Below are 21,212 nucleotides of genomic sequence, written 5' to 3'. Positions count from 1 at the left end.
TGACTGCGCCGATGGTACTATCGCTTAAGCGCTGGAAGAGTAGGTCGCCGCCAGGCTTTGCAGCAGGCGCATCCGGGAATTGTTCCTATATACAGAACCCATTCATGATTTTAATACGGTCTCACACCGCCTCTGGCGCGGGATGGAGCAGCCCGGTAGCTCGTCAGGCTCATAACCTGAAGGTCGCAGGTTCAAATCCTGCTCCCGCAACCAAGGCCGTAAGACAAAAAAAGGGCTTCCCTCCGGGGAAGCCCTTTTTTGTTGTCCGGAATCCGCGGACATAACGCCGATTCCGCAAGCACCGTTGGCGCGATCCTGTTGGTGAGAGCCAGCCACGGCCACGCCGTCGCGGCTAGAGATTCCGGCAATTACCTGAGAATTGCCGAGCCTTTCGCTCCCAGGCTATCAGCGACTGAGGTCCAGTCGCCCTAAGGGGTTTCGGGTGGGACTCCCCGCTTGGCGGCAGCCGCAGACATGAGAACTCGTTCAACGATTGCATCAAACTCTTCCCGGCCGATCGGATCCAACGCCTCGTAGCTTGTCACGCTCTCGGGCCACCACCCATGCCTATCGCCCCAGGAAAACAATTCGCGTGCGGCGGCTTCGATCTCCGCGTCACTTGGACGATCACTCTCGGCAAAATGGGAAGGATACATTCAGCGCTCCGTTGCAATACCATCCAGACATCAGGCTTGGGTTCTGCAAGCGGTCGGGCGGCAAAGAGCCCCACTTGCGAACGTTCAGCGGAACAGGGTGTAGAGCGCACCGGGCATGGCCAACGCGACAATCGCAATCCAGTGCTTCCAAGACAGATAATCCTGCCTGCGCAACACCCATCCGACCGCTGCCGCCACGGCTCCGAACAGAATGAGCGCGCTCTGGAGAAGTTTGCCATTTTCACCCGCGCCCAGAACGCTGATCACTAGGGCCAAACAAATCGCCATGAAGGCGCTGACGAACAAGAAGACCATGGCGATAATTCGGATCATCCTGTTCCACAATTCTGCTGTGGAAATATATGTCTGCTTCATGCCTTGATCGTAACACATGTGCGAAAAGAGACGCTACAGCTTGCGGACTGATGACGGTGCTCCACCTTTCCCATCTACCGTCGTACGCCCCGGAACCCTCTGCGATCACCCCCGAACCGGCGCAGCCTCGATCAGGCCGGCGCAGCGGGCGAAGAGTTCGTTCTGTGAAGCGATGCCGAGCTTGGCATAGGCGCGGCGGCGAAAGGTCTTCACCGTCGTGGTGCTGACCGCCAGATCCTGGGCGATCGCCTCCGCGCCGTAACCGCACAGGATCCGCGCGCAGACTTGGCGCTCGCGCTCGGACAGGCCGGGCAGATGGTCGCTCATATAGCGTTCCGCACGCATCGGCCCCGCCGGCCGCACCCATCCCGCCCCGCACAAGGCTTCATGCTTGAGCATCAGCTCGAGCAGCAGCGCGCCGATCTCGCGGACGCAGCGCCGTCCCAGCGCATAGGCGCCCGACAGCGCATCGGCATAATAGAGATTGAGATAGAGGATCATGCCGTCGCCGCGCACGATCGCCGACGCCTTGGCCGACAGGCCGGCGTCACCGAACAAAGCGCGACGATAGCCGATGTCGGCGATGCTCGCGCTTTCGATCGCCGCGACCGCGGAGCGCGCGGCCGAGCGGACGAAATCGCCGAGCAGCGTGTCGCGATCGGCGAAGCTGCGCGCATAGCGCCGGCACAGTGCCGCGACATGATCCTCTTCGCCCGGCCTGCGCGCGAGCAGGCAGCGCACGCCGCGATCGTCGAGCGCGAGCAGCGTGATCTGGTCCGCCTGCGCCAGATCGCTGCAGGTATCGAGGAACAGATCGCCGAATCCCGGCCGGCCGAGTTCGGCGACCAGCCGCTGCACGCCCGCGAATTGGTGCGTGCGGCTGTTTGCCACGAACGGCGTGCCGTCAGCCAATCGCGCTGCTGCCTAGATGGCGGCGCAATGTCGCACAGGTGAGGTCGATCGCCTCGATCGCCGCGTCCGTCTCTCCCCAGAACAGGAAGCCGTGCGGCCAGCCTTCGAAACAGCGATAATCGACCGCGACGCCCGCCGCGCGCAGCCGCTCGGCATAGGCTTCGGCTTCGCTCAGCAGCGGGTCGAGCCCGGCGGTGACGATCAGCGCGGGCGGCAGGCCCGCCAGCGATTCCGCGCGCAGCGGCGACATGCGCGGATCGTCCAGATCGTCGGGGCTGCCGATATAATGGCTGAGGAAATATTCGGATTTGCTGCGCGTGAAGAAGAAACCCTCGGCGAAGCGGCGATAGGACTCGCTGTCGGTCGATCCGTCGAACATCGCATAGATCATCACCTGAACCGCGGGCCGCGCGTCGCCGCCGCGATGGAGCTGCTGCGCGACCACCGCGGTCAGATTGCCCCCCGAGCTTTCCCCGGCCAGCGCAAAACGCGCGGCGTCATAGCCCAGCATGTCCCCCTGGGTCAGCGCCCAGCGCGTCGCGGCGAGGCAATCCTCGGGTGCGGCGGGAAAGCGGTTCTCGGGCGCCAGCCGATAGTCGACCGCGATCAGCGCCACGCCGGTGCGCGCCGCGATCAGCCGGCACAGCGCGTCATGCGTATCGAGATTGGCGACCATGAATCCGCCGCCATGGAAGAACATCACCAGCGGCAGATCGCGATCGTCCGATGGGCGATAGAGCCGCAGCGGGATCGGCCCCGCCGGGCCGGGGGCGCTGAGATCGCGCACCGCGTGCATCTCGGCATGCGGCAGGCCGCTATTGCCGACACGGGCGTCGGCAAAACGGCGCGCCTCTTGCGGCGGCAGCGTCTCCAGCGGCGGTTCGCCGCTGGCCGCGATGCGATCCATGATCGCGCGCGCCTGGGGATGGATCGTCATGTCGTTCATGGATGTCTGTCCTTCGCGATCAGAAGCGGAACGTGCCTTCGAGGCCGAAAGACCGGCGGTTCTCGTTGGCGAAGCCGACCGGCTGCGCGAACAGGAACTGGACCACGCCGATATACTGCTTGTCGGTCAGGTTGCGGCCATAGGCGGCCAGTTCGAAGCGTTCGTCGCCGGTCTTGAACGCGATGCGCGCGTCGAGCAGGCCGACTTGCGGACGGATCAGCGCCGGCGTGTTGGCGTCGTTCTGCGGCATCGCGCCTTCATAGGAATAAGCGAGCCTGGCGCTGCCGGTGCCGCCGCCGACCTTCGTCGAATATTCGATCGCCGCAGCCCCCTTCCAGCGCGAGGCGCGGGGCAGGCGGTTGCCGGCATATTGGATCAGCGGCGTCGTGCTGAACACGTAGCGGCGATAGGTGGCGTCGAGAAAGGCGACATTGCCGCTGAGCGTCAGGCCGGGCGCGAGCAATGCCGCCGCCTCGACCTCCACCCCGCGCAGCCGCGCATCGGCATTGCTGGTCTTGGTGGTGCCCGGCCCGGTCGAGACCGTCACCTGCAGCCCGTCATAATTCTCGTGGAAAGCGGCGACGTTGAGGCGCAGGCGCCGGTCGAGGAACTCGCTCTTCAACCCCAGCTCATAGGCCCAGACGCGTTCGGTGCCGAAGGATTCGGGCGGCAGGATGTTGAAGCCGCCGCTCTTGAAGCCCTTGGAAACGGTCGCATAGACCATCACGTCTTCGTTGATGTGATAATTGGCGCCGAAACGCGGCGTCCATGCTTTCCAGCTATCGTCGAGCGCGGTCGCGCCCTGCGTGAAATCCTTGGTCTCATAGGTGTAGCGAACGCCCGCTTCGAGCTCGAGGCCGGTCGCCACTTCATAGGTCGCGTTGGCGAAGGCGGCATAGCTTTTGAGTTTGTTGGTGCCGGGCACGAATACCAATGTGTTGGTCGGCACCACCGTGATGTTGGCGACGTTGTTCACATTCTCCTGGAAATAATAGAGGCCGACATCCCAGTTGAGCGGCCCTTCGCCGCTGCTCGATGCGCGGAATTCCTGCGAGAACTGGTTGTGCTTGCCGTGCGATATGTTGCGCGCGAACAAGGTGTCGGTGGCGTCGGTATCGACCTGCCCCGACATCTTCGAATAACGCACCGCGGTGAGCGAGATCAGGTTCACGCCGCCCGCATCGTAATTCACTTCGAGCGAGGTCCCGCCGGTTTCGCGGTTGAGGAAGGAATCGAAATCGTTGCGGACTTCGCCGAGCGGAAAGCCCTGTTCGCGCTCGAGCGTGCGGCGATCGATCGCGCTGACCAGCGGCCCGCCAAAACCCTTGGTCAGGCGCCGGCCGCCATAGTTGGAGAAACCCTCCTCATAATCGCCGCGCAGCCGCAGCAGCAGATCGTCGGTCGGCCGGAAATCGATCGCGGCGGACGCATTGAACGTGCGGTTGCCCGCGACATATTTGTCGAGCGTGCGGTTGTAGATCGATCCGCGCGAGCGCTGATAACCCATGTTCAGCACGCCATTGACCTTGTCGGCTAGCGGCCCTTCGACCGAGGCGTCGAGCACATAGGTTTCGAAACTGCCATAGCTCGCCCGCACCATGCCGCCGGGGGTGGAGGATGGCGCACGATGGATGATCTGGATCGCGCCCGCCGCGGCGTTGCGGCCGAATGTCACGCCCTGCGGTCCACGCAGCACCTCGATCCGCTCGACGCCGGCCAGCGCGCTGCGCACCGCGAACTGGCGGCCGACATAGACGCCGTCGATATAGACCGCGACCGGCATGTCGAACGCGACGCCGGTGTCGATCGAGCTGATGCCGCGGATCGAGGTCGGAAACTGGTTGTAGATGGTGCGGCCGGGCAGTTGCAGCCCGGGAACCTGGACGCTGATATCCTCCAGGAAGCGCGATCCGTTCGCCTGCAGCGCATCCTCGCCGATCGCGCTGACCGCGACGGGCGTGTCCTGCAATGCGGACTCGCGGCGCTGCGCGGTGACGACGATGTCGACCAGCCCTTCGGCCTCGGGCGCCGGCTGCTCGGCGGCGGGCGGCTGCGCCGCCTGCGCGAAAACGGGTGTCGACCAGCACAGCCCCATGACCAGCGCGGCGCCGACGGATCCCGCGCCCCCGAATTGCCTCGTCATCATCCTCTCCCCGATTCTTCCCCCGCAGTCGCCGCTGCGTCGTCACGATATGGCGAGCTTCGCGCGATCAGGTCAATCGAAAAGCCGTTTTTAGGGACATCTTTCCCATTATATGAGATTAATGTTGCACCTGACGTGTCGCGCGATTGAGCGCCAGGCCCGCAAGAAGCAGCGCCGCAGCGGCAAGGGCCAGCGACATCGTGTACCCGCCGGTCATATCGCGCAACTGGCCGGCGGCGAGATGGCAGACCATACCCGCGATCACCCCGGCGAGCGAGATGGCCGCGATGCCGACGGGGCGTTCGCCGGGTGCCAGGATCAGCGGCGGCACCGTCCAGAACACCGCGAACATCGCAAAGGCGCTGGCAGTGGCGATCGTCATGCCCAGCAGGATCGTCGCCGTTCCGTTCCCGGTCGCCGCGAGCGCGAAGCCGGCCGCGCCGAGCAGAGCCGCTGCGATCAGGTGGCGCCGGCGCTCGCCATGCCGATCCGAACTGCGCGACCAGCCATACATGGCGATCGCGGCGATCGCGTTGGGCAGGCCGGTCAGCCACGCGATCAGCGACGGGTCGAGCCCCGGCCGCTGCAGGATCTGCGGCGTCCAGGTGGTGAGGGCGATGCCGATATTGATGCACATATAGCCGAGCGCGAGCGCGCGCTTGACCGGATCGGTCAGGATCGAACCGATCACGCGCAGTGCGCCGGCGGCGGGCTCGCCGGCATGGCCGGCACGTTCGGCGGCGAGCGTGGTGTTCAGCCAGTGCTTCTGCTCGGGCGTCAGCCAGCGCGCATCGTCGGGGCGGTCGTCGAGATATTTGAGGATGACGATGGCGAGCAGCAGCGCGGGCACCGCTTCGACGACGAAGATCCAGCGCCAGCCGGCCAGGCCGAACAGCCCGTCGAGCCGCAGCACCAGCCCGGAGACGAAGGCGGTGACGATGCCCGCGATCGGCATCACCATCAGGAATGCCGAGGTCACCCGCCCGCGCTGCGCTTCGGGCAGCCACCAGGTGAGATAGAGCAGCACGCCGGGGACGAAGCCCGCTTCGGCGACGCCGAGCAGGAAGCGCAGCAGATAGAAATGCCATTCGGTCTGAACGAACGCCATCAGCATGGAGACGAGCCCCCAGCTCGCCATGATCCGCGCGATCCAGCGCCGTGCGCCGAACCGGGCAAGCGCCATGTTGCTCGGAATCTCCGCGACCAGATAGGCGGCGAAGAACAGGGCGGTGCCGATGCCGAGCTCCGCCGCCGAGATGCCGATATCGGGCATCATGGTGAGCGCTGCGAAGGACAGGTTGATCCTGTCCATCATCGCCACAAGCATCGCGACGCTGAGCAGCACACCCAGCCGCCACGCTATGAGACGGCGGACCTCGACCGCGATATCCATGATATATGCTCCCGATTAACGAGACTCGAATCCTGTTAATCGCGATCTTGTATCAGCATCGAGCAGTTGGCAATCGCTTGCTGCGATCGACGATCTCCGGCCTGTGGGGACGCGCCATAGCGCTCGCACAGTCTGCTTTGCTCGTTGCCCCGGCGAAAGTGCATCGGTGCCCGCGATTCCATTCGGAGCGCGAGACGGTGTGATTTTCTCCTCTCCATCGAAGATGGGGAGGGGGACCGCCAGCCAAAGGCTGGTGGTGGAGGGGAAATAGGATGCAGCCGCTCTGCGGGACTTTCGAGCAAGATCTCGCGAGATTCCCGCCAGCTTCGAGGAGAATGAGCCATCGCATTTCCCCTCCACCACCGACCTGCGGTCGGCGGTCCCCCTCCCCATGCCTTCGGCATAGGGAGGAGAGGCCAACTGCATCGGCCCAGATCATGTCTCGACAACGGGAAAAGCGGCTCAGTACCGGGAGTTCCCGCCTCGCATCAGGCTCCCGTAGTAAAATCCCGGACAGCAACGGGCGAAAGCCGGAGACGTAGTCGACCGTAGGTCAATCCTGTCCGACATCGAGCACGAGATTCCGGCTTTTGCCGGAATGACGCGGTGTGGGTGAAAGCACGCATTTGCGGCCACCCCGAACCTAATGCTGTGCGATCGCCTGTGAGATCTTGCGCGCGGTCGCCTGCACTTCGCTGGCATAGCGCGCCATGCGCTCGCGGTTCAGCCGGAATGACGGGGCGACCACCGAGATCGCATAATGGGCGAAACCGTCCGGCCCCATCACGGGCGCGGCGAGGCCGCTGACGCCTTCGTCGATCTCGTCGCGATTCATCGCATAGCCCTGCGCCTTCACCGTCTCCAGTTCGCGCACCAGCACCGCGCCGTCGGTGATGGTGTTGTCGGTATATTTGTTGAACTTGCGCCGCCGCATCACCGTCTGCCGGTTGCGCGGATCGCCGAATGCGAGGAAGACCTTGGCCGACGCGGCCGCCGGCGTTGGCAGCACCTGGCCGCGATTATAGCTGATGCGCACCGCCTGTGCGCTTTCGATGCATTCGAGCACCGAGATCTCCAGCCCGTTCATCTGCGTCATCAGCACCGTCTCTCCGGTGGTGGCGGACAGCTGGCGCAGCTCGGGCTCGGCGATCTGCAGCACCGAATAGCCGCGCCGCGCGACGCGGGCGAGCTGGAAGATACGCGGCCCCAGCCGGAATTCCGAATCGCCGGCATCGACGAGCAGCCCGCGCGAGCGCAGGCTGGAGAGATAACGATAGGTCGTGCTGCGCGGCATCCCGAAACGCTCCGCCACTTCGGCGGCGGTCAGCGACGGATGCTCGTCGTCGAACATCAGCAGGATCTCGATCGCACGGTCGGCAGTGGAATTGGCGCTCGGCATGGTCGCTCTTCATCGTTGCGGTGGGGGTGGTTGTAGCATCATGCGATCAGAATGCGACCTGATCCCCGCCCTTCAGGCCCAGGATCGCACGCGCCTCCGCCGGGGTCGCCACCTGGAGCGACAATTCCTCGACGATACGGCGGACCTTGGCCACCTGTTCGGCATTGCCCGATGCCAGTTTTCCAGGGGCGATGAACAGGCTGTCCTCCAGCCCCACGCGCACGCTGCCGCCAAGCATCGCCGCATGCGTCGCGATCGGCATCTGCCGCCGGCCGGCCGCCAGCACCGACCAGACATAGTCGCCGCCGAACAGGCGGTCGGCGGTGCGGCGCATATGCAGCAGGTCCTCGGCATGGGCGCCGATCCCGCCCAATATGCCGAACACCGACTGGACGAAGATCGGCGGCGTCACGAGCTTGCGGTCGAGGAAATGCGCGAGCGTATAGAGATGGCCGATATCGTAGCATTCATGCTCGAACTTCACGCCTTCGCCGCCCAGTTCCTCCAGGATCGCCGCGATGTCGCGGAATGTGTTGCGAAAGATCAGGTCGTCGGTGCCGCGCAGATAGGGTTCCTCCCAGTCGTGCGTCCACGACTTGTAGCGATCGGCCATCGGATAGAGGCCGAAATTCATCGACCCCATGTTGAGCGACACCATTTCGGGTTTTGCGCGCCGCGCCGCGGCCAGCCGCTGGTCGAGCGTCATCGTCACCGCCCCGCCGGTGGTGATGTTCACCACCACGTCGCTGGCCTGTTTGATCCGCGGCAGGAAACGCATGAACATGTCCGGATCGCCCGTCGGCCGCCCATCCTCTCCCCGCGCGTGGAGATGGACGATGGCGGCGCCCGCCTCGGCCGCGGCGATGCTGTCCGCGGCGATCTCGTCGGGGGTCACCGGCAGCGCCGGCGACATGGTCGGAGTGTGGACACCGCCGGTTACCGCACATGAGATGATCACCTTGCCTGCCATGCCGAGCCTCGCTTGCTAAAATAAACGTCCTGTTTTACGGGTATCATGTCTCAATAAACAGGACAATGATTCTCGATGGGAGGCTGTGTGGAGAATGGAAATGGCGTGCGCGAAGCCGGTCGGTTCGATGTCGACGCGCTCGTCATAGGGGCCGGGCCGATCGGCCTTGTCATCGCCAACCTTTTGGGAAGATACGGGATTTCGACACTGGTCGCGGAACGCAATACCGGTCTCGCGGATATGCCGCGCGCGGTCGCGCTCGATGACGAAGGCATGCGGACGCTGCAGATGGCGGGGCTGGTCGAGGCTGCGGCGCCGCACATGCTGCTCGGCTATGATCACCGGCTGTTCGGCCGCAACGGACGGCTGCTGCTCAGCGTCGACCCGGCGAGCCGCGAGCATGGCTATCCCAAGCGCAACCGTTTCCACCAGCCGATCCTGGAGGAAATCCTGCTCGCCGGGCTCGATCGTTTTCCCGGCGTCGATATCGCGTTCGGCCATGAGCTGACGGCGTTCGAGGGCGACGCGGACAGCGTCACCGCGCGCTTCGCATTGGCGGAGGGCGGCGAGCGCGAATTGCGCGCCCGGATCCTGATCGGTGCCGATGGCGGCAACAGCGCGGTGCGGCGGATGGCGGGGCTCCGCATGGATGGGGAAAGCCATGCCGAGCCCTGGATCGTCATCGATACCGAGGCCAATGACGATACCGCGCGCTACAGCCGCGCGATCGGCGATCCGTCGCGGCCCACCGTCAATGTGCCGGGGGTGGAGGGGCGCCGGCGCTATGAATTCATGCTGCTGCCCGGCGAGGATCCGGAGGCGGCGGCGAGCGATGCGGCGGTGGCGAAATTGCTGGCGCCATTCTGCGATCTCGATCGCGTGCGGGTGACGCGGCGCACCGTCTACACCTTCCACTCGCTGATCGCCGAACGCTTCAGCCAGGGGCGGCGCATCTTCCTGGCGGGCGATGCGGCGCATATGATGCCGCCTTTCCAGGGACAGGGCATGAACAGCGGCATGCGCGACGCCAGCCTGCTGGCATGGCGGGTGGCGGCGGTGCTGCGCGGTCAACTGGGGGCGGGTCTGCTCGACAGCTATGATGCCGAGCGCCGCCCCCATGCGCGTGAGATGATGCTGCTGTCGCAACGCGTCGGCCGCATCCTGATGACGCGAAGCCCGGTACGGGCATTGCTGCGCGACATGATGTTCGGTGTGCTGACACGCTTGCCCGGCACCGGGCGCTATCTGCGCGAGATGCGCTTCAAGCCGCGGCCCGACGCCGCATCGGGCTTCTTCGCCGGCCCGGCGGACGGGATTGCGGGGAAATTGTTTCCCCAGCCCGATATCCTGACCATCGATGGCCGCCGCGTGCCGCTCGATTCGGTGCTCGGCGACGGGTTCGCCATCCTGCATCTGACTGATGCGCCCTTCGATCCGCGTCCCGCCTTCGGTCACCCATTCTGGGCACGGATCGCTCCCACCCATCTGCTGGTTCTGCCCGGCGGACTGACGCGGACGCCCGAGGGCATTGCGCAGGTCGCCGATATCGGCGGCTCGGTCCGCGCCGCGGCGGGCGGGCGCCGTGGGATCGCGCTGCTGCTGCGACCCGACCGCTATCTGGCGGCGGTGATCGAGCAGGGCCGGGCGGATGAAGTAGCGACGGCGCTCGAGGCATTGGCGGATGGCGGGGATACGACCGGATAAAAGGCCCATTTGAACCCGTCCCGTTCGCGCCTATGCCTTGGCCGGATGAGCCATTCCCTTCGCCGCCTTCGCTGGACCGATCCGCATCTGGCGGACATTCCGATGCCCCGGGGCGGATTGCGCCTGACCCGCAGCCTGGCATCGGGCCTGTGCCGATCCGCCCGGGATCCGGACGGGGTGTTCTGGGGGATCGGGGACAGGGGCCCCAATATCAAGCCCGGTTCGGCCGCCAGCCTGTACGGCGCCGATCATCTGGGCCCGCTCGGCGGGATCGATGGCGCCAAGATCATGCCGCTGCTGTCGGCCGGCCCGGCGCTGGCCCGCTTTCGCAGGCAGGGTGATGCGATCCTGCTCGAGACTGTCGAGAGCCTGACCGGTCCGGATGGAGCTGCCGTCACCGGCCTGCCGATTCCGGCGGCCCCGCATGCCGAATTCGAACCGGTGTTCGATCTGGCCGGTTTGCCGCTCGGGACCGATCCGGACGGCGCCGACAGTGAAGCGATTGCCGCACTGCCCGATGGCAGCTTCTGGATCTCCGAGGAATATGGGCCGTCGCTGCTGCGCGTCGACAGGGACGGCCGCGTGCTGATGCGCTGGGTGCCAGAGGGCATGGGCGCGAGCTTTGCGGGCGCGGCCTGCCCGGTCGTCGAAGCGCTGCCTGTGCTGGCCGCGGCGCGCAAATTGAACCGGGGCTTCGAGGCGTTGGCGCTCTCGCCCGACGGTGCCAGCCTGCTGGTCGCGTTCCAGAGCCCGCTCGCGCATCCGGACCGGCACGCCCATGACTCCAGCGCCCATGTCCGCATCTGGCGGCTCGATGCGGCCTCGGGCGCGCTGCTGGCCGAATATGTCTATCCTCTCGACGATCCCGACAGTTTCCGGCGCGACTGCGCGGCGGGCAAAGTGAGGCGCGACGATATCAAGATCAGCGAATTCGTGGCGCTCGCCGATGGGCGCCTGCTGGTCCTGGAACGGGTGACTCTGTCCACCAAAATCTATTGCGTCGTGCCGGACGCGGGCAATCGCGCGCCGGCGGCGCTGGCCGATCCCGCGACGCGGCCGACGCTGGAACAGATGTCACGCGGGGATGTGCGGCGCGGCGGCATTCCCATTCTCGAAAAGACTCTTCTCCTCTCGACCGACGATCATGCCGAGATCTGCGGCGACCTCGAAGGCATGGTCCTGCTCTCCCCGACCGAATTACTGCTTTCCAGCGACAGCGATTTCGGCATCGAAGGCGCCGAAACCCAGTTCTGGCTGGTCGAGATGCCGGCGCTTTGCTGAACTGAACCGATGGCGTCGCGACCTTACATCGCCTCGCCGATCCGCACGCGCATCTCCTCCACCCATTGCGCATGCGGCCGCCGGCTGGGATCGTCGCGGGTCAGCGCGTCGGTTTCCTCGATCAGTTCCGCGGCGCCGCGTGTCATGTCGACCGCGATGCGCATCGGCTGGCTGACATACCAGGGCGAGCTGGCATAGATTTCGATCCTATTGTCTTCGGGGTCGCGGAAATAGATGCTCCAGGCATTGCCGTGGGTCACCGCCTCCAGCCCCGGCAACGCCGCGCTCTCCGCATGCGCATGCCAGGCGCGCAATGCGTCGAGATCGGCGACGCGGAACGAGATCTGGTTGATCAGCTGGAAACTGCCGGCCGGCCGGCCGCTGGCGAGCACGACCTGATGATGTTCCTGCGGATTGCGGCTGAGAAACGCCCAGGCGCGGCCGCCCGCCTCGCCGCTGTCGGTCACCACCATGCCCATCACATGCGTATAGAATTCGGTCATCCTGGCGATGTCCGAAACATAGAAGCCGAGATGGGTCAGCTCGGCATGGGGCGGCGCCGCCATCAGTCGCTCTCCTGCACGATCGGATTGGCCAATATGCCGATGCCCGCAATCTCGACCTCGATCCGGTCGCCGGGCTGCATGAACAGCTGCGGCGTGCGGCGATTGCCGACGCCGGCACAGGTGCCGGTGGCGATCACGTCGCCCGGCAGCAGCGGACAGATCGTCGAGAGATAGGCGATCATGCGCTCGATCGTGAACATGAGCTCGCCGATCGACGCGGACTGCACGACGGCGCCGTTGAGCCGCGTCTCCAGCCGCTTCTCATAAGGATCGCCGAACGCGTCGGGCGTCACCAGCCAGGGGCCGAGCGCGCCGGTCGAGGCGAAATTCTTGCCCGGCGTGATCTGCGTGCTGTGGACCTGCCAATCGCGGATCGATCCGTCGTTGAAGCAGGTGAAGCCCGCGACATGGGCCATCGCATCCGCTTCGGAGACATGCCGTGCGCGCTTGCCGATGATCACCGCCAGCTCGCCTTCGAAATCGAGCCGGTTCGAGACATTGGGCCGGACGATCGGGTCGCCCGCCGCACACAGGCTTTCAGCGACGCGCAGGAACCAGGGCGGCTCGCTGGTCTCCTTGTGTCCGCCCTCGGCCAGATGCGCGCGATAGGTGCCGGCCGCGCACCAGATCGCGGCCGGATCGGGGATCAGCGGCAGCAGCGCGACGGCATCGAGCGCGATCCGGTCGGGCCGCGCCAGCGCGGCCGCACCCGCGGCGCGGAGCGCGTCGGCGGCGAGCAGCCGACGCAATGCCGATCCTTCGCCGGCGGGCGCCGCAACGGGCGCGAAACGGTCGTCGCCGTCCATCACCCCCGCCGCCTTTTTGTGCCCCGCCCGGTAAGAGATGAAACGCATCGATCGGTCCTTGCTCAGTGTGCGGAAACGGCAATCCTCACGCTTCGCCTTTCCCACAGAAATCGCGCGCGGAAAAGCTCTGTGATCTCACAATATGGGAATATTATCCTGTTTATTGATTTTTCGATTGCCGGTCAGGCCGTCGCGACGATCCGCATGAGATCCGCCTGCCGACGCACGCCGGTCTTGTCGAAGACACGCTGCAAATGGGTCCGTGCGGTGCTGCGCGCGACACCCAGCCGGCCCGCCGCCTGCGGCACCGAGCAGCCTTCGAACAGTGCCGCGACCAGCTTGATCTCGGTGCGGGTCAGGCCGAAACCGGTCTGCGCGGCGTGCAGTCGTTCGCGCGCGTCATCCTTGATCGCCCGGATCATGACGATGATGCGCGGCGGACGTCCATCCTCCGCTTCGAGCCCGGCGAACTCGGCGTCGAAGCGTTCGTCGGCGCCGTCGAATATGGTATGCGCATGGCCGAGGCCGACCGCATCGGCGAGCGCGCTGGACAGCCGTCGGGCATTGGCCTGCGTCGTCGCGGCGACCCTGTCGAAGCTGCGGTGCAGGACGCGGCCATTGGCAAGCAATGCGCGTCCGCCCGGCGTGGCGTGCACCAGCCTTCGTTCGGCATCGATCACCATGACGATAGGCGCCGGCGCGGCATATGCGCCGTCACCCGCGCCAATCTCCGGCTGAAACGAGAGAAGATGGCTATGCATGACTCGTTACTCCCTGCACTATGCTTCACCAGGGATGACGGAAAGCCGGAGCAAAAGCGGACAGCATGACGGCCGAACCAACCAACGCCGGATCGGACACGCTGATGACCGCGATGTATGCCGAACTGCGTGTCGCCGCGCATCGCGAGTTGCGCCGCGCGGGTTCGCCGCAGACCTGGCAGACCACGGCGATCATCAACGAAGCCTGGATGAAGCTGCACGACCGCAACGACTGGGAAAGTCGCGAACATTTCATCCGCACGGCATCGACGGCGATGCGCCACATCATGATCGACGCCGCGCGGGCGCGGCTGGCGACGCGGCGCGGCGGCGGTCAGGTCGCGGTGCCGATCGAGGAGGTCCAGGATAGCCTCGGCAATGTCGACGACGCGACGATGGTCCAGCTTGGCGAGGCGCTGGTCGGGCTCGCGGTGATCGACCCCGAACTGGCGCATCTGGTCGATTGCCGCTTCTTCGCGGGGCTGACCGAACCGGAGACCGCGCGGCTGCTCGGGATCAGCGAGCGGACGGTGCGGCGGCGCTGGGCACAGGCCCGCGCCTGGATCCATCGCGAGATGCGCGAAGTCTGATCCGCTCAGCGCACCTTCGCTTCGATGCGCGCGGCGGCCAGTACCTCCCGAAGCTTGGGCAGGCTGGCGGCGAATACCACCGCGGCCGGCCCGACCTTTTTGTAGACCGCCTCGGCCGCGTCATAATCGGCCTGTGCCTCGTCGAACCGCTTTTCTGCGACGCGAAGCTGCGCCCGGCCGCGCAGGAAAACGCCGTAGATGAGGTGCGTCCTGCCGAATGCCTCGGCCGCCGGGGTCACGCCGTCCAGCGCCGTGCGTGCGGCCGTGACATTCCCCAGATTCGCCTGTGCCTCGGCCAAGGTGACGCCGAACATGACGGCGTGCTGCGATGCGGGCCCCAGATAGACGCGGGCAAGCTGCGCCCCTTCGGTCAGCACCGGAATCGCCTCGCGGACCTGACCGAGACTCACCATCACCCGGCCGACCGACAACAGGTCGCCGGCCAGGCCGATCGATGGACCGAAAAGCTCGCGCCGCAATGACGCCGCGCGCTGGAACTGCCGGAGCGCAGCCTGCAGATCGCCGCGGCGCGACAGGATTCCGCCCCTGAGCTGGATCAGCGAGACCGCGACCGGGGATCGCTCCGCGCCGGTGCCCCGCATCTTCGCTTCGGCGCGTTTCAATATGGCGTCCGCCTCGTCGATGCGATTGAGCTCGATCAGATGCACGACGATATTGTTGTAGCGCGTCAATATCTCGCGCGGCTTGTCGGCATAGACTCGCTCGGCATCGGGCAGGCTGGCGGTCAGCAAGGCGACACCCTCTTCGCGCTTGCCTTGCAGCCGCAATATCATGGCGCGCGCGCTGATCGTTTCGAGCCGCTGCTGCGGGAAACGTTCGGGATCGGTGCGCCACACGGTTTCGGCCCGATTGAGCAGCAGCTTCGCTTCGTCGAACTTGCCCATCGCGGCCTTGGCGGTGCCGAGTGTGATCTGCAGCGTGGCGCGGTCCTCGGGCGCATCGTTCCCAACGCCCTTTGCCAGCGCCTTGGTCAGGATCGCATCGGCGCTCGCCGGATCGTCGATCTGGACATAGAGATCGGCGATGGCGGCGACCACCGCCGCCGTTTCGGGTGAGGCGGCATCGAAGGAGCGGACAAGCTCCTCGGCGCTTTCGTTGAGCAGGTCGCGTGCGGAAACGGTGCCACCGCGATTGCTGTTGCGCGCATTGCCGAACATCAATGTGATCGCGGCATTGACCGCTTGCGCCTTGCGCGCCTCGGCGCGCGCGATGTCGCGTTCGATCGCGGTCTGGCGCGCTTGCCAGGCAATGCCGCCGGCGCCGGTCAGCAGCATCAGTACTGCGACCGTCGTGGCCAAAGCCGTCCAGCGATTGCGGCGCAGGAAGCGGCCCGCGCGATATCCGGCCGATCCGGCCCGCGCGTGAACGGGTTCGAAGTTCAGATATCGCCGGACATCCGCAGCGAGCGCCGCCACCCCCGGATAGCGGTCCGCCGGATCGCGGCGCATCGCCTTCATCACGATCGCATCCAGATCGCCCGCGATCCGCGACGCCGCGATCGATCCCGGTTCGGCCACGGTGCTGGGAAAGGGCGGATCCTCGTGCAGCAGCCGGCGCAGCACCGCCGGCATCGGCGCGTCGTTGAACTTCCACGGCCCGCGCCCCGCCAGCAATTCGAACAGCACGGCGCCCAGCGCATAGATATCCGACGCGACCGTTGGACGTGCGCCCGCAAATTGCTCGGGTGCGGCATAGTCCGGGGTCAGCAGCGCGCGTGTCTGCGTGCGATCGGTCGCGGCGGCATCGACCAGCCGGGCAATGCCGAAATCGAGCAATCGCGCGCGACCATCGCCGTCGATCAGGATATTCGAAGGCTTGATGTCGAGATGCAGCACCAGCCGGGCATGCGCATATTCGACCGCGTCGCAGATTTCGAGGTACAGCCGCAGCCGTGTCGCCAGATCGGCGTCATGTTCGGCGCACCACAGGCCGATCTCGCGGCCGTCGACATATTCCAGCGCCATGAAGGCGCGGCCGTCATCGGCGATGCCGCCGTCGATCAGCCGCGCGATTCCCGGATGTTCGAGCCCCGCGAGCAATTGCCGCTCGGTATCGAACAGCCGCGCTCGCCCGGCCGCCTCGGGGCGCAACAGCTTGAGCGCGACATTCTGGACGAAGTCCGTCGTGTCGCGCCGGGCGAGATAGACTTCGCCCATGCCGCCCCGGCCGATCAGCTGCACGATGCGATAGGCGCCGACCCGCGTATCGGGCGCCAGCGAGGCATAGGTGACGGGCGCAATTGCACCACCGTTGCCCGGCGCGGCATCCAGCACGCCGGTGTCCGAGTCTTCGGCCAGCAGCGACCGCAATTGATCGATGATGAACGGATCGGCCCGCATCCGCGACAATCTGGTTGTCCGCACATCAGCGGGCAGGTCGACGAGCGTGCCGAACAGCTCGCTGATCCTGCTCCATTCGGCTTGGGTCGGTTTACGGGCCATCATGTCCCCAAAGTCGTCAGGCCAGTCTGGCGCGGTTCGTCGAGGCGGTAAAGCGACTGAATGTCATTCCACCGAGGCATTTCGTGGCCACGCAGGAAACGACCGGCCCTGCCGTCGACGACGATCCGGGGCGTGCGGCAAAGGTCGCGATTGCGGAACAACTGCTCGGCGGGGCGATCGCCCAGAATGATGCGGACATCCCAGCGGCAGCCCGGCGCTGGCAGCGGGATCGCCAGGCTGGTGCCGATCCGGACATTTTCACGCGCGCGATCGGGGCCCCAATTATCGGCGTTCGACGGCGACAGGTGAACGCCGCGCAGCACGTTCCCGCTTTGATTCTCGATCACGACCATGCGCGGCGATGCCGATGCGGCGGTCAGCAGGGTCAGGCAGCCGAGGGCGGCGGGCAGGGAACGGATCATGGTCTATTCCGCGGTGGCGAGGTTTCGTCGCGATAGCCGGAACCGGCGGGATCGGCGTCCTTCGATCGGATGACGCGGACGGTGCGGCCCGGGCTTTATGTCCGGCGGATGTCGATGCAGACCGCCAGCACAGCGCCGCCTCCGCAGCGCCGGATCGTGCCCGTGACATTCCATGCCGAACAGGCGCGTCGCCGGAAGTCGATCTGGCGCACCACCTGCGTCTGCGCCATCGCAGCCGTGATCGCCGGCATGTTCCTCAGCCTGGTGCTGCTGCTGTTCGCGCCGGTCGGCCTGGGCGTCGTCCTCGGGCTCGGCCTGCGCGCGATCCAGGCGCTGGGGCTGAACGCGGCGGCGATCGCCGCCGTCGAGGGCATCGTGACCGGACCCAATCGCAACGCCGCGATCCTCGGCGCGGCAACGATCGTCATCCTGCCGACACTCCTGCCGCCGCCGATCGCCTGGGGTTGGCTGCGATCGCTGATGCTGCGACGGCAGGAGCCGCCCTGGCCGGCGGCGCTCGTGGTTCGCCAACCCGGGCCGGGCGATCTGGAAGAGCATCAGTTCGGCAATCTGGTGGGCGAAATCGCGGTCGCCGCCGGCCTGCCGGTGCCGATGGTCGGGATCATCGATTCGCCCGCGCCCAATATCGGCATGTTCGGCACGGGCCACGACAATGCCGGCATCGCGGTCACGCGCGGACTGCTCGATACGCTCGACCGGGGTGAGACCCAGATGCTGGTCGCGCAGATGATCGGATCGATCGGCAATGGCGATCTGCGCGTTTCGGCGTCGCTGCTCGCCGTCTATCGCGCGATCGGCCTGTTCATGGTGCTGCTCGACCTACCTGTGCGTCGCACCGCCCGTGCGGCGATCGCCGCGCTGCTGACGGGCGGCGACCGCGAGGCCGCCTATGCCGAACTCGATGCGCAGATCGTCCGTGGCGGTCTTGCGCGGCTGCTGCTCTGGCTTCCGGCGATGCTGATCGTGCCCGGCATCACGCTCTCATTGGTGGTCAATCGGCTGAATCTCGGTGCGGACACGCCGCTCGGCGGGCTCTTGCCGGCACTGCTGATGCTCGTCGGAGCGGCGGTTCTGTTCTATGGGCTGATCCGGCTCACGCTCGGTATCTGGACGATCTTCGTGCTTGGCTGGCCGCTCGCCTATCTCTGGCGCGGTCGGCGCTTCCTCGCTGATGCGACCGCAGTGCGCCTTGCCGGCAATCCGCAGGCGCTGGCGGATGCGCTTGTCCATCTGCGCGCCACCTGCGCGATTCCGCCCGGGGGCGAGCGCTTCGCACATCTCTTCCTCTGCCGGCCGGAGCGGGCTGCATCACTGTCGCCGCTCGCGACGCTGGAGCCGTCCTTTGCGAAACGTCTCGCACGGCTGCACGCGCTCGGCGCGATCGAGGGGCTGCATCCCGAACCCCCAATCGCGGCGCCCGCACGCCCGGCGGGTGCCGTGAAGCTCGGCCTGGGCGGCCTCCTCCTGATCTTCTTCATCGCCAATGCCCGGTTGACCGCATTCCTGATCGCCGCCGGGCTCGGCGGACTGTTCCTGCTCAGCTGCGGTGCCGGGATCCTGTTGTTCATCACCATCATCAACGCCTGAAGGAGCGTTCGCATGACGACCCATTCCATCATCGCCATCGCCGCGGCGGCGCTGCTCATCCTGATCGTGATCGGAATCTACAACGGACTGGTCCGCGCACGGATGCGGGTGCGCACCGCCTGGGCGCAGATCGACGCGCAATTGAAACGGCGCCACGATCTGATCCCCAATCTGGTGGCGTCGGTCCGCGGCTATTTCGATCATGAAGCCGACGTGCTCGAGCGCGTGACGACATTGCGCGAGCGTGCGGCCGGCGCCGGCGACGATGTGGCGAAACGCGCCGATGCGGAAGGGGCGCTGTCCGGCGCGCTCGGCAAGCTCATCGCCCGCGTCGAGGCGATGCCCGATCTCAAGGCGAACACCACCGTGCTGGTGTTGCAGGAGGAACTGGCGACGACCGAGAACCGGATCGCGTTCAGCCGCCAGCATTATAACGAGACCACCGGCGACTATAACGGCGCGATCGCGACGATCCCCAATGTGCTGATCGCCCGGCCGTGCGGATTCCAGCCCGCCGCCTTTTTCGAAATCGACGTGCCCACCACGGTGCCCATCGTCTCGCTGGGCCGTGCGGCGTGAGGGCCCTGTGCGCCCTCGCCGCGCTGACCGGCGTGGCGCTCGCGCTGCCGGCCGATGCGCAGCTGCCGAGCAGGCCTGCCAAGCCGCAGGTGAAGCTGATCGGAAAGGTTCCGCTTCGCACCATGACATTGCCGATCGTCCGCAATTCCGACGGCAGCTTCGTCCAGGATATCGACGGCAAGGCGCGCAATTTCGGCTTCAAGCCCGGCAGCGTCCATTCGATCCGCGGCAAGGGTTTCGGCGCCCGATCGAATATCAGCGCGGTGCTGCTCAAATCGGCCGATGGCCGTTTTGCCGCGACGCTCGCCATCGTCCGTTGGGAGGATGACCTGATCGTCGCGCAGGTTCCGGCCAGCCAATCGGGTTTTCCTTCGGCCGATCAGCTCGTCCTGATGATCCTGACCGGCCCGTCCAATGGCGGGCCGCGCCAGTTCACGATCCGCGGCGGACGGTTCGAGGCCGAGGATGCGGAAGTGAAGCTGGCGCTGTCGTCAGCGGATCAGCGCGCGCTGCAGGATGCCGGTCTCAGGATCCGGGTGTGGAATCGCGGTCGCGAATTCTTCACGGCCGAACGCGACGGCGCGATCACCGTGACTCATTATATCGACTTTCCCAAGGATCAGCGCACCCAGCTTTGCCCGGGACCTGGCAGCGACCGCATCAACCTGACCCAACTCGCATCGTCGCTTCGGCTGCGCGACGGCTTCCGATTCACCCGGATCGCGATGTCGCATGGGCCGACCAATGGTCATTTCACCGGCCGTTATGGCGAAGCCTGGCAGTCGATCGACGGCACTGTTTTCTACAAGGTCGACTGGGGCGTTTGGCGCTTTCGGCGCGATGCCAGCTTCTCGCTCAACAAGCCGTTCGACATCAGGGACCAGCCTTTTGGCCGGCATGTCGTCATTCCGAATGCCGACAAGGCGTTCACTGCCTGCGGCGCCGAATTCAGCCTCACTTTCTACGTCACCGGCCCGCGCGGCCTGTCTCCCCGTTGAACAGGAAGAACCTCATGCACCGCATCGTCATCGCAATCCTTCTCGCTGGCACCGCCGCGATTTCCGCAGCGCAGACGATGGTTCCGATCAAGCCGAAGAAGCCGCCTGCCCCAAAGGTGTTCAAGGGCACCGAAATCGATGCCGGCGCGTATCGGCCGACCCCGGCGGAGATCGAAGCCAGCAAGATCCGCGTGCCGCCCAATATCGGCGTATCGCGCGATCGCTCGGGGTGGATCGCCTCGATCGACGGTAAGGGACCGCGCTATGGCGACGGTCATGACGTCACCTTCAGCCTGGGCAGCGAGCATGTGTTGCGCGGCAAGGGGTTTGACGGTTTCGTGTCGGCCTTCATCACCGGTTCGCGATTGCCGAGCGGGCAGGGCCGCTATGAAACCGTCGGATCGGTGCTGGTGCCCGTCCGGCAGAGCGACACCGAACTGGTGCTCCGGGTGACGCAGATCGCGGCGGGCAAGATCCCGTGGTCGTCGTCGGGCACGCGCCAGAGCCCTTCGATACGGCTGAAGCTGACCACGGCCGGCGGCGGCCGGACGATCGAGGCGACGCTGCAGAACAGCGTTTACCGCTGCGCGGTGGGCGAACCCAATTGCATATGAGGCGGGTGGGATTGCCATTGTCGCTGG

The 21,212-nt window shown here is 66.0% G+C and carries 19 protein-coding genes and 1 tRNA gene; 8 read left to right on the top strand and 12 right to left on the bottom strand.

Annotation, left to right across the window (positions count from 1 at the left end):
* Window positions 1–136 precede the first annotated feature (136 nt).
* Window positions 137–213 (top strand) — tRNA-Met (locus tag AC3WN8_RS12040).
* A 527-nt stretch (window positions 214–740) separates the two neighbouring features.
* Here the strand turns inward: AC3WN8_RS12040 and AC3WN8_RS12035 are convergent.
* The 7 genes from AC3WN8_RS12035 to kce form a co-directional block, all read right to left on the bottom strand.
* Window positions 741–1,031 (bottom strand): hypothetical protein, encoded by a 291-nt coding sequence (locus tag AC3WN8_RS12035; RefSeq protein ID WP_492669663.1) that lies wholly within the window; start codon window positions 1,029–1,031, stop codon window positions 741–743.
* Between the two features lie 105 nt (window positions 1,032–1,136).
* Entirely contained in the window at window positions 1,137–1,943 is an 807-nt protein-coding gene (locus AC3WN8_RS12030; protein WP_492669662.1) for a helix-turn-helix transcriptional regulator, read from the bottom strand.
* Window positions 1,936–2,889 carry an alpha/beta hydrolase gene (locus tag AC3WN8_RS12025; RefSeq protein ID WP_492669661.1) on the bottom strand — a complete coding sequence of 318 codons (954 nt, stop codon included), beginning with the start codon at window positions 2,887–2,889 and terminating at the stop codon, window positions 1,936–1,938. Before AC3WN8_RS12025 ends, AC3WN8_RS12030 begins: the two co-directional genes overlap by 8 nt.
* Window positions 2,890–2,908: 19 nt before the next feature.
* On the bottom strand, window positions 2,909–5,032 hold the full coding sequence (locus AC3WN8_RS12020; protein WP_492669660.1) for a TonB-dependent receptor: 2,124 nt from the start codon (window positions 5,030–5,032) through the stop codon (window positions 2,909–2,911).
* A 118-nt stretch (window positions 5,033–5,150) separates the two neighbouring features.
* Window positions 5,151–6,425 (bottom strand): MFS transporter, encoded by a 1,275-nt coding sequence (locus AC3WN8_RS12015; protein WP_492669659.1) that lies wholly within the window; start codon window positions 6,423–6,425, stop codon window positions 5,151–5,153.
* A 643-nt stretch (window positions 6,426–7,068) separates the two neighbouring features.
* Entirely contained in the window at window positions 7,069–7,824 is a 756-nt protein-coding gene (locus tag AC3WN8_RS12010) for an IclR family transcriptional regulator (protein WP_492669658.1), read from the bottom strand.
* 46 nt (window positions 7,825–7,870) lie between these two features.
* Complete coding sequence (gene kce / locus AC3WN8_RS12005) at window positions 7,871–8,794, bottom strand: 3,5-dioxohexanoate:acetyl-CoA acetone transferase (protein WP_492669657.1); 924 nt, start codon at window positions 8,792–8,794, stop codon at window positions 7,871–7,873.
* 105 nt (window positions 8,795–8,899) lie between these two features.
* On the opposite strand from kce, the gene mhpA reads away from it, so the two are divergent.
* Both mhpA and AC3WN8_RS11995 read left to right on the top strand, forming a co-directional pair.
* A complete protein-coding gene (mhpA, locus tag AC3WN8_RS12000) occupies window positions 8,900–10,498 on the top strand; it encodes a bifunctional 3-(3-hydroxy-phenyl)propionate/3-hydroxycinnamic acid hydroxylase MhpA (protein WP_492669656.1) in 1,599 nt (532 codons plus the stop codon).
* Between the two features lie 45 nt (window positions 10,499–10,543).
* The gene (locus AC3WN8_RS11995; protein WP_492669655.1) at window positions 10,544–11,779 is read left to right on the top strand and encodes an esterase-like activity of phytase family protein; all 1,236 of its coding nucleotides are present in this window, start codon (window positions 10,544–10,546) and stop codon (window positions 11,777–11,779) included.
* A 23-nt stretch (window positions 11,780–11,802) separates the two neighbouring features.
* On the opposite strand, the gene AC3WN8_RS11990 is transcribed toward AC3WN8_RS11995, so the two are convergent.
* From AC3WN8_RS11990 to AC3WN8_RS11980, 3 genes are all read right to left on the bottom strand, one after another.
* Window positions 11,803–12,345 (bottom strand): VOC family protein, encoded by a 543-nt coding sequence (locus AC3WN8_RS11990; RefSeq protein WP_492669654.1) that lies wholly within the window; start codon window positions 12,343–12,345, stop codon window positions 11,803–11,805.
* A complete protein-coding gene (locus tag AC3WN8_RS11985) occupies window positions 12,345–13,199 on the bottom strand; it encodes a fumarylacetoacetate hydrolase family protein (RefSeq protein ID WP_492669653.1) in 855 nt (284 codons plus the stop codon). Before AC3WN8_RS11985 ends, AC3WN8_RS11990 begins: the two co-directional genes overlap by 1 nt.
* A 134-nt stretch (window positions 13,200–13,333) precedes the next feature.
* Window positions 13,334–13,912 carry a helix-turn-helix transcriptional regulator gene (locus AC3WN8_RS11980; protein ID WP_492669652.1) on the bottom strand — a complete coding sequence of 193 codons (579 nt, stop codon included), beginning with the start codon at window positions 13,910–13,912 and terminating at the stop codon, window positions 13,334–13,336.
* A 65-nt stretch (window positions 13,913–13,977) separates the two neighbouring features.
* Between AC3WN8_RS11980 and AC3WN8_RS11975 the strand changes: the two genes are divergently transcribed.
* Window positions 13,978–14,502 (top strand): ECF-type sigma factor, encoded by a 525-nt coding sequence (locus tag AC3WN8_RS11975; RefSeq protein WP_492669651.1) that lies wholly within the window; start codon window positions 13,978–13,980, stop codon window positions 14,500–14,502.
* 5 nt (window positions 14,503–14,507) lie between these two features.
* Here the strand turns inward: AC3WN8_RS11975 and AC3WN8_RS11970 are convergent, their stop codons facing one another.
* Together AC3WN8_RS11970 and AC3WN8_RS11965 are read right to left on the bottom strand one after the other, a co-directional pair.
* Entirely contained in the window at window positions 14,508–16,964 is a 2,457-nt protein-coding gene (locus AC3WN8_RS11970; RefSeq protein WP_492669650.1) for a protein kinase domain-containing protein, read from the bottom strand.
* A complete protein-coding gene (locus tag AC3WN8_RS11965; protein ID WP_492669649.1) occupies window positions 16,964–17,386 on the bottom strand; it encodes a hypothetical protein in 423 nt (140 codons plus the stop codon). Before AC3WN8_RS11965 ends, AC3WN8_RS11970 begins: the two co-directional genes overlap by 1 nt.
* Before the next feature lie 114 nt (window positions 17,387–17,500).
* Between AC3WN8_RS11965 and AC3WN8_RS11960 the strand changes: the two genes are divergently transcribed.
* From AC3WN8_RS11960 to AC3WN8_RS11945, 4 genes are read left to right on the top strand one after another with little or no spacing between them, the layout of a single operon-like run.
* On the top strand, window positions 17,501–18,994 hold the full coding sequence (locus AC3WN8_RS11960) for a M48 family metalloprotease (RefSeq protein ID WP_492669648.1): 1,494 nt from the start codon (window positions 17,501–17,503) through the stop codon (window positions 18,992–18,994).
* Between the two features lie 12 nt (window positions 18,995–19,006).
* Window positions 19,007–19,573: a LemA family protein gene (locus AC3WN8_RS11955; RefSeq protein ID WP_492669647.1), complete on the top strand. Its 567-nt coding sequence runs from the start codon at window positions 19,007–19,009 to the stop codon at window positions 19,571–19,573.
* Window positions 19,570–20,571 (top strand): hypothetical protein, encoded by a 1,002-nt coding sequence (locus tag AC3WN8_RS11950; protein WP_492669646.1) that lies wholly within the window; start codon window positions 19,570–19,572, stop codon window positions 20,569–20,571. Before AC3WN8_RS11955 ends, AC3WN8_RS11950 begins: the two co-directional genes overlap by 4 nt.
* Before the next feature lie 14 nt (window positions 20,572–20,585).
* Window positions 20,586–21,185, top strand: a complete 600-nt coding sequence (locus AC3WN8_RS11945) for a hypothetical protein (protein WP_492669645.1) — start codon at window positions 20,586–20,588, stop codon at window positions 21,183–21,185.
* Window positions 21,186–21,212: the final 27 nt, after the last annotated feature.

The sequence above is a fragment of the Sphingobium sp. FW305-3-2-15-F-TSA7 genome (assembly GCF_058787155.1).
Note: the sequence above shows the minus strand (reverse complement) of the source record. Positions and strands in the feature narration are given on the sequence as shown.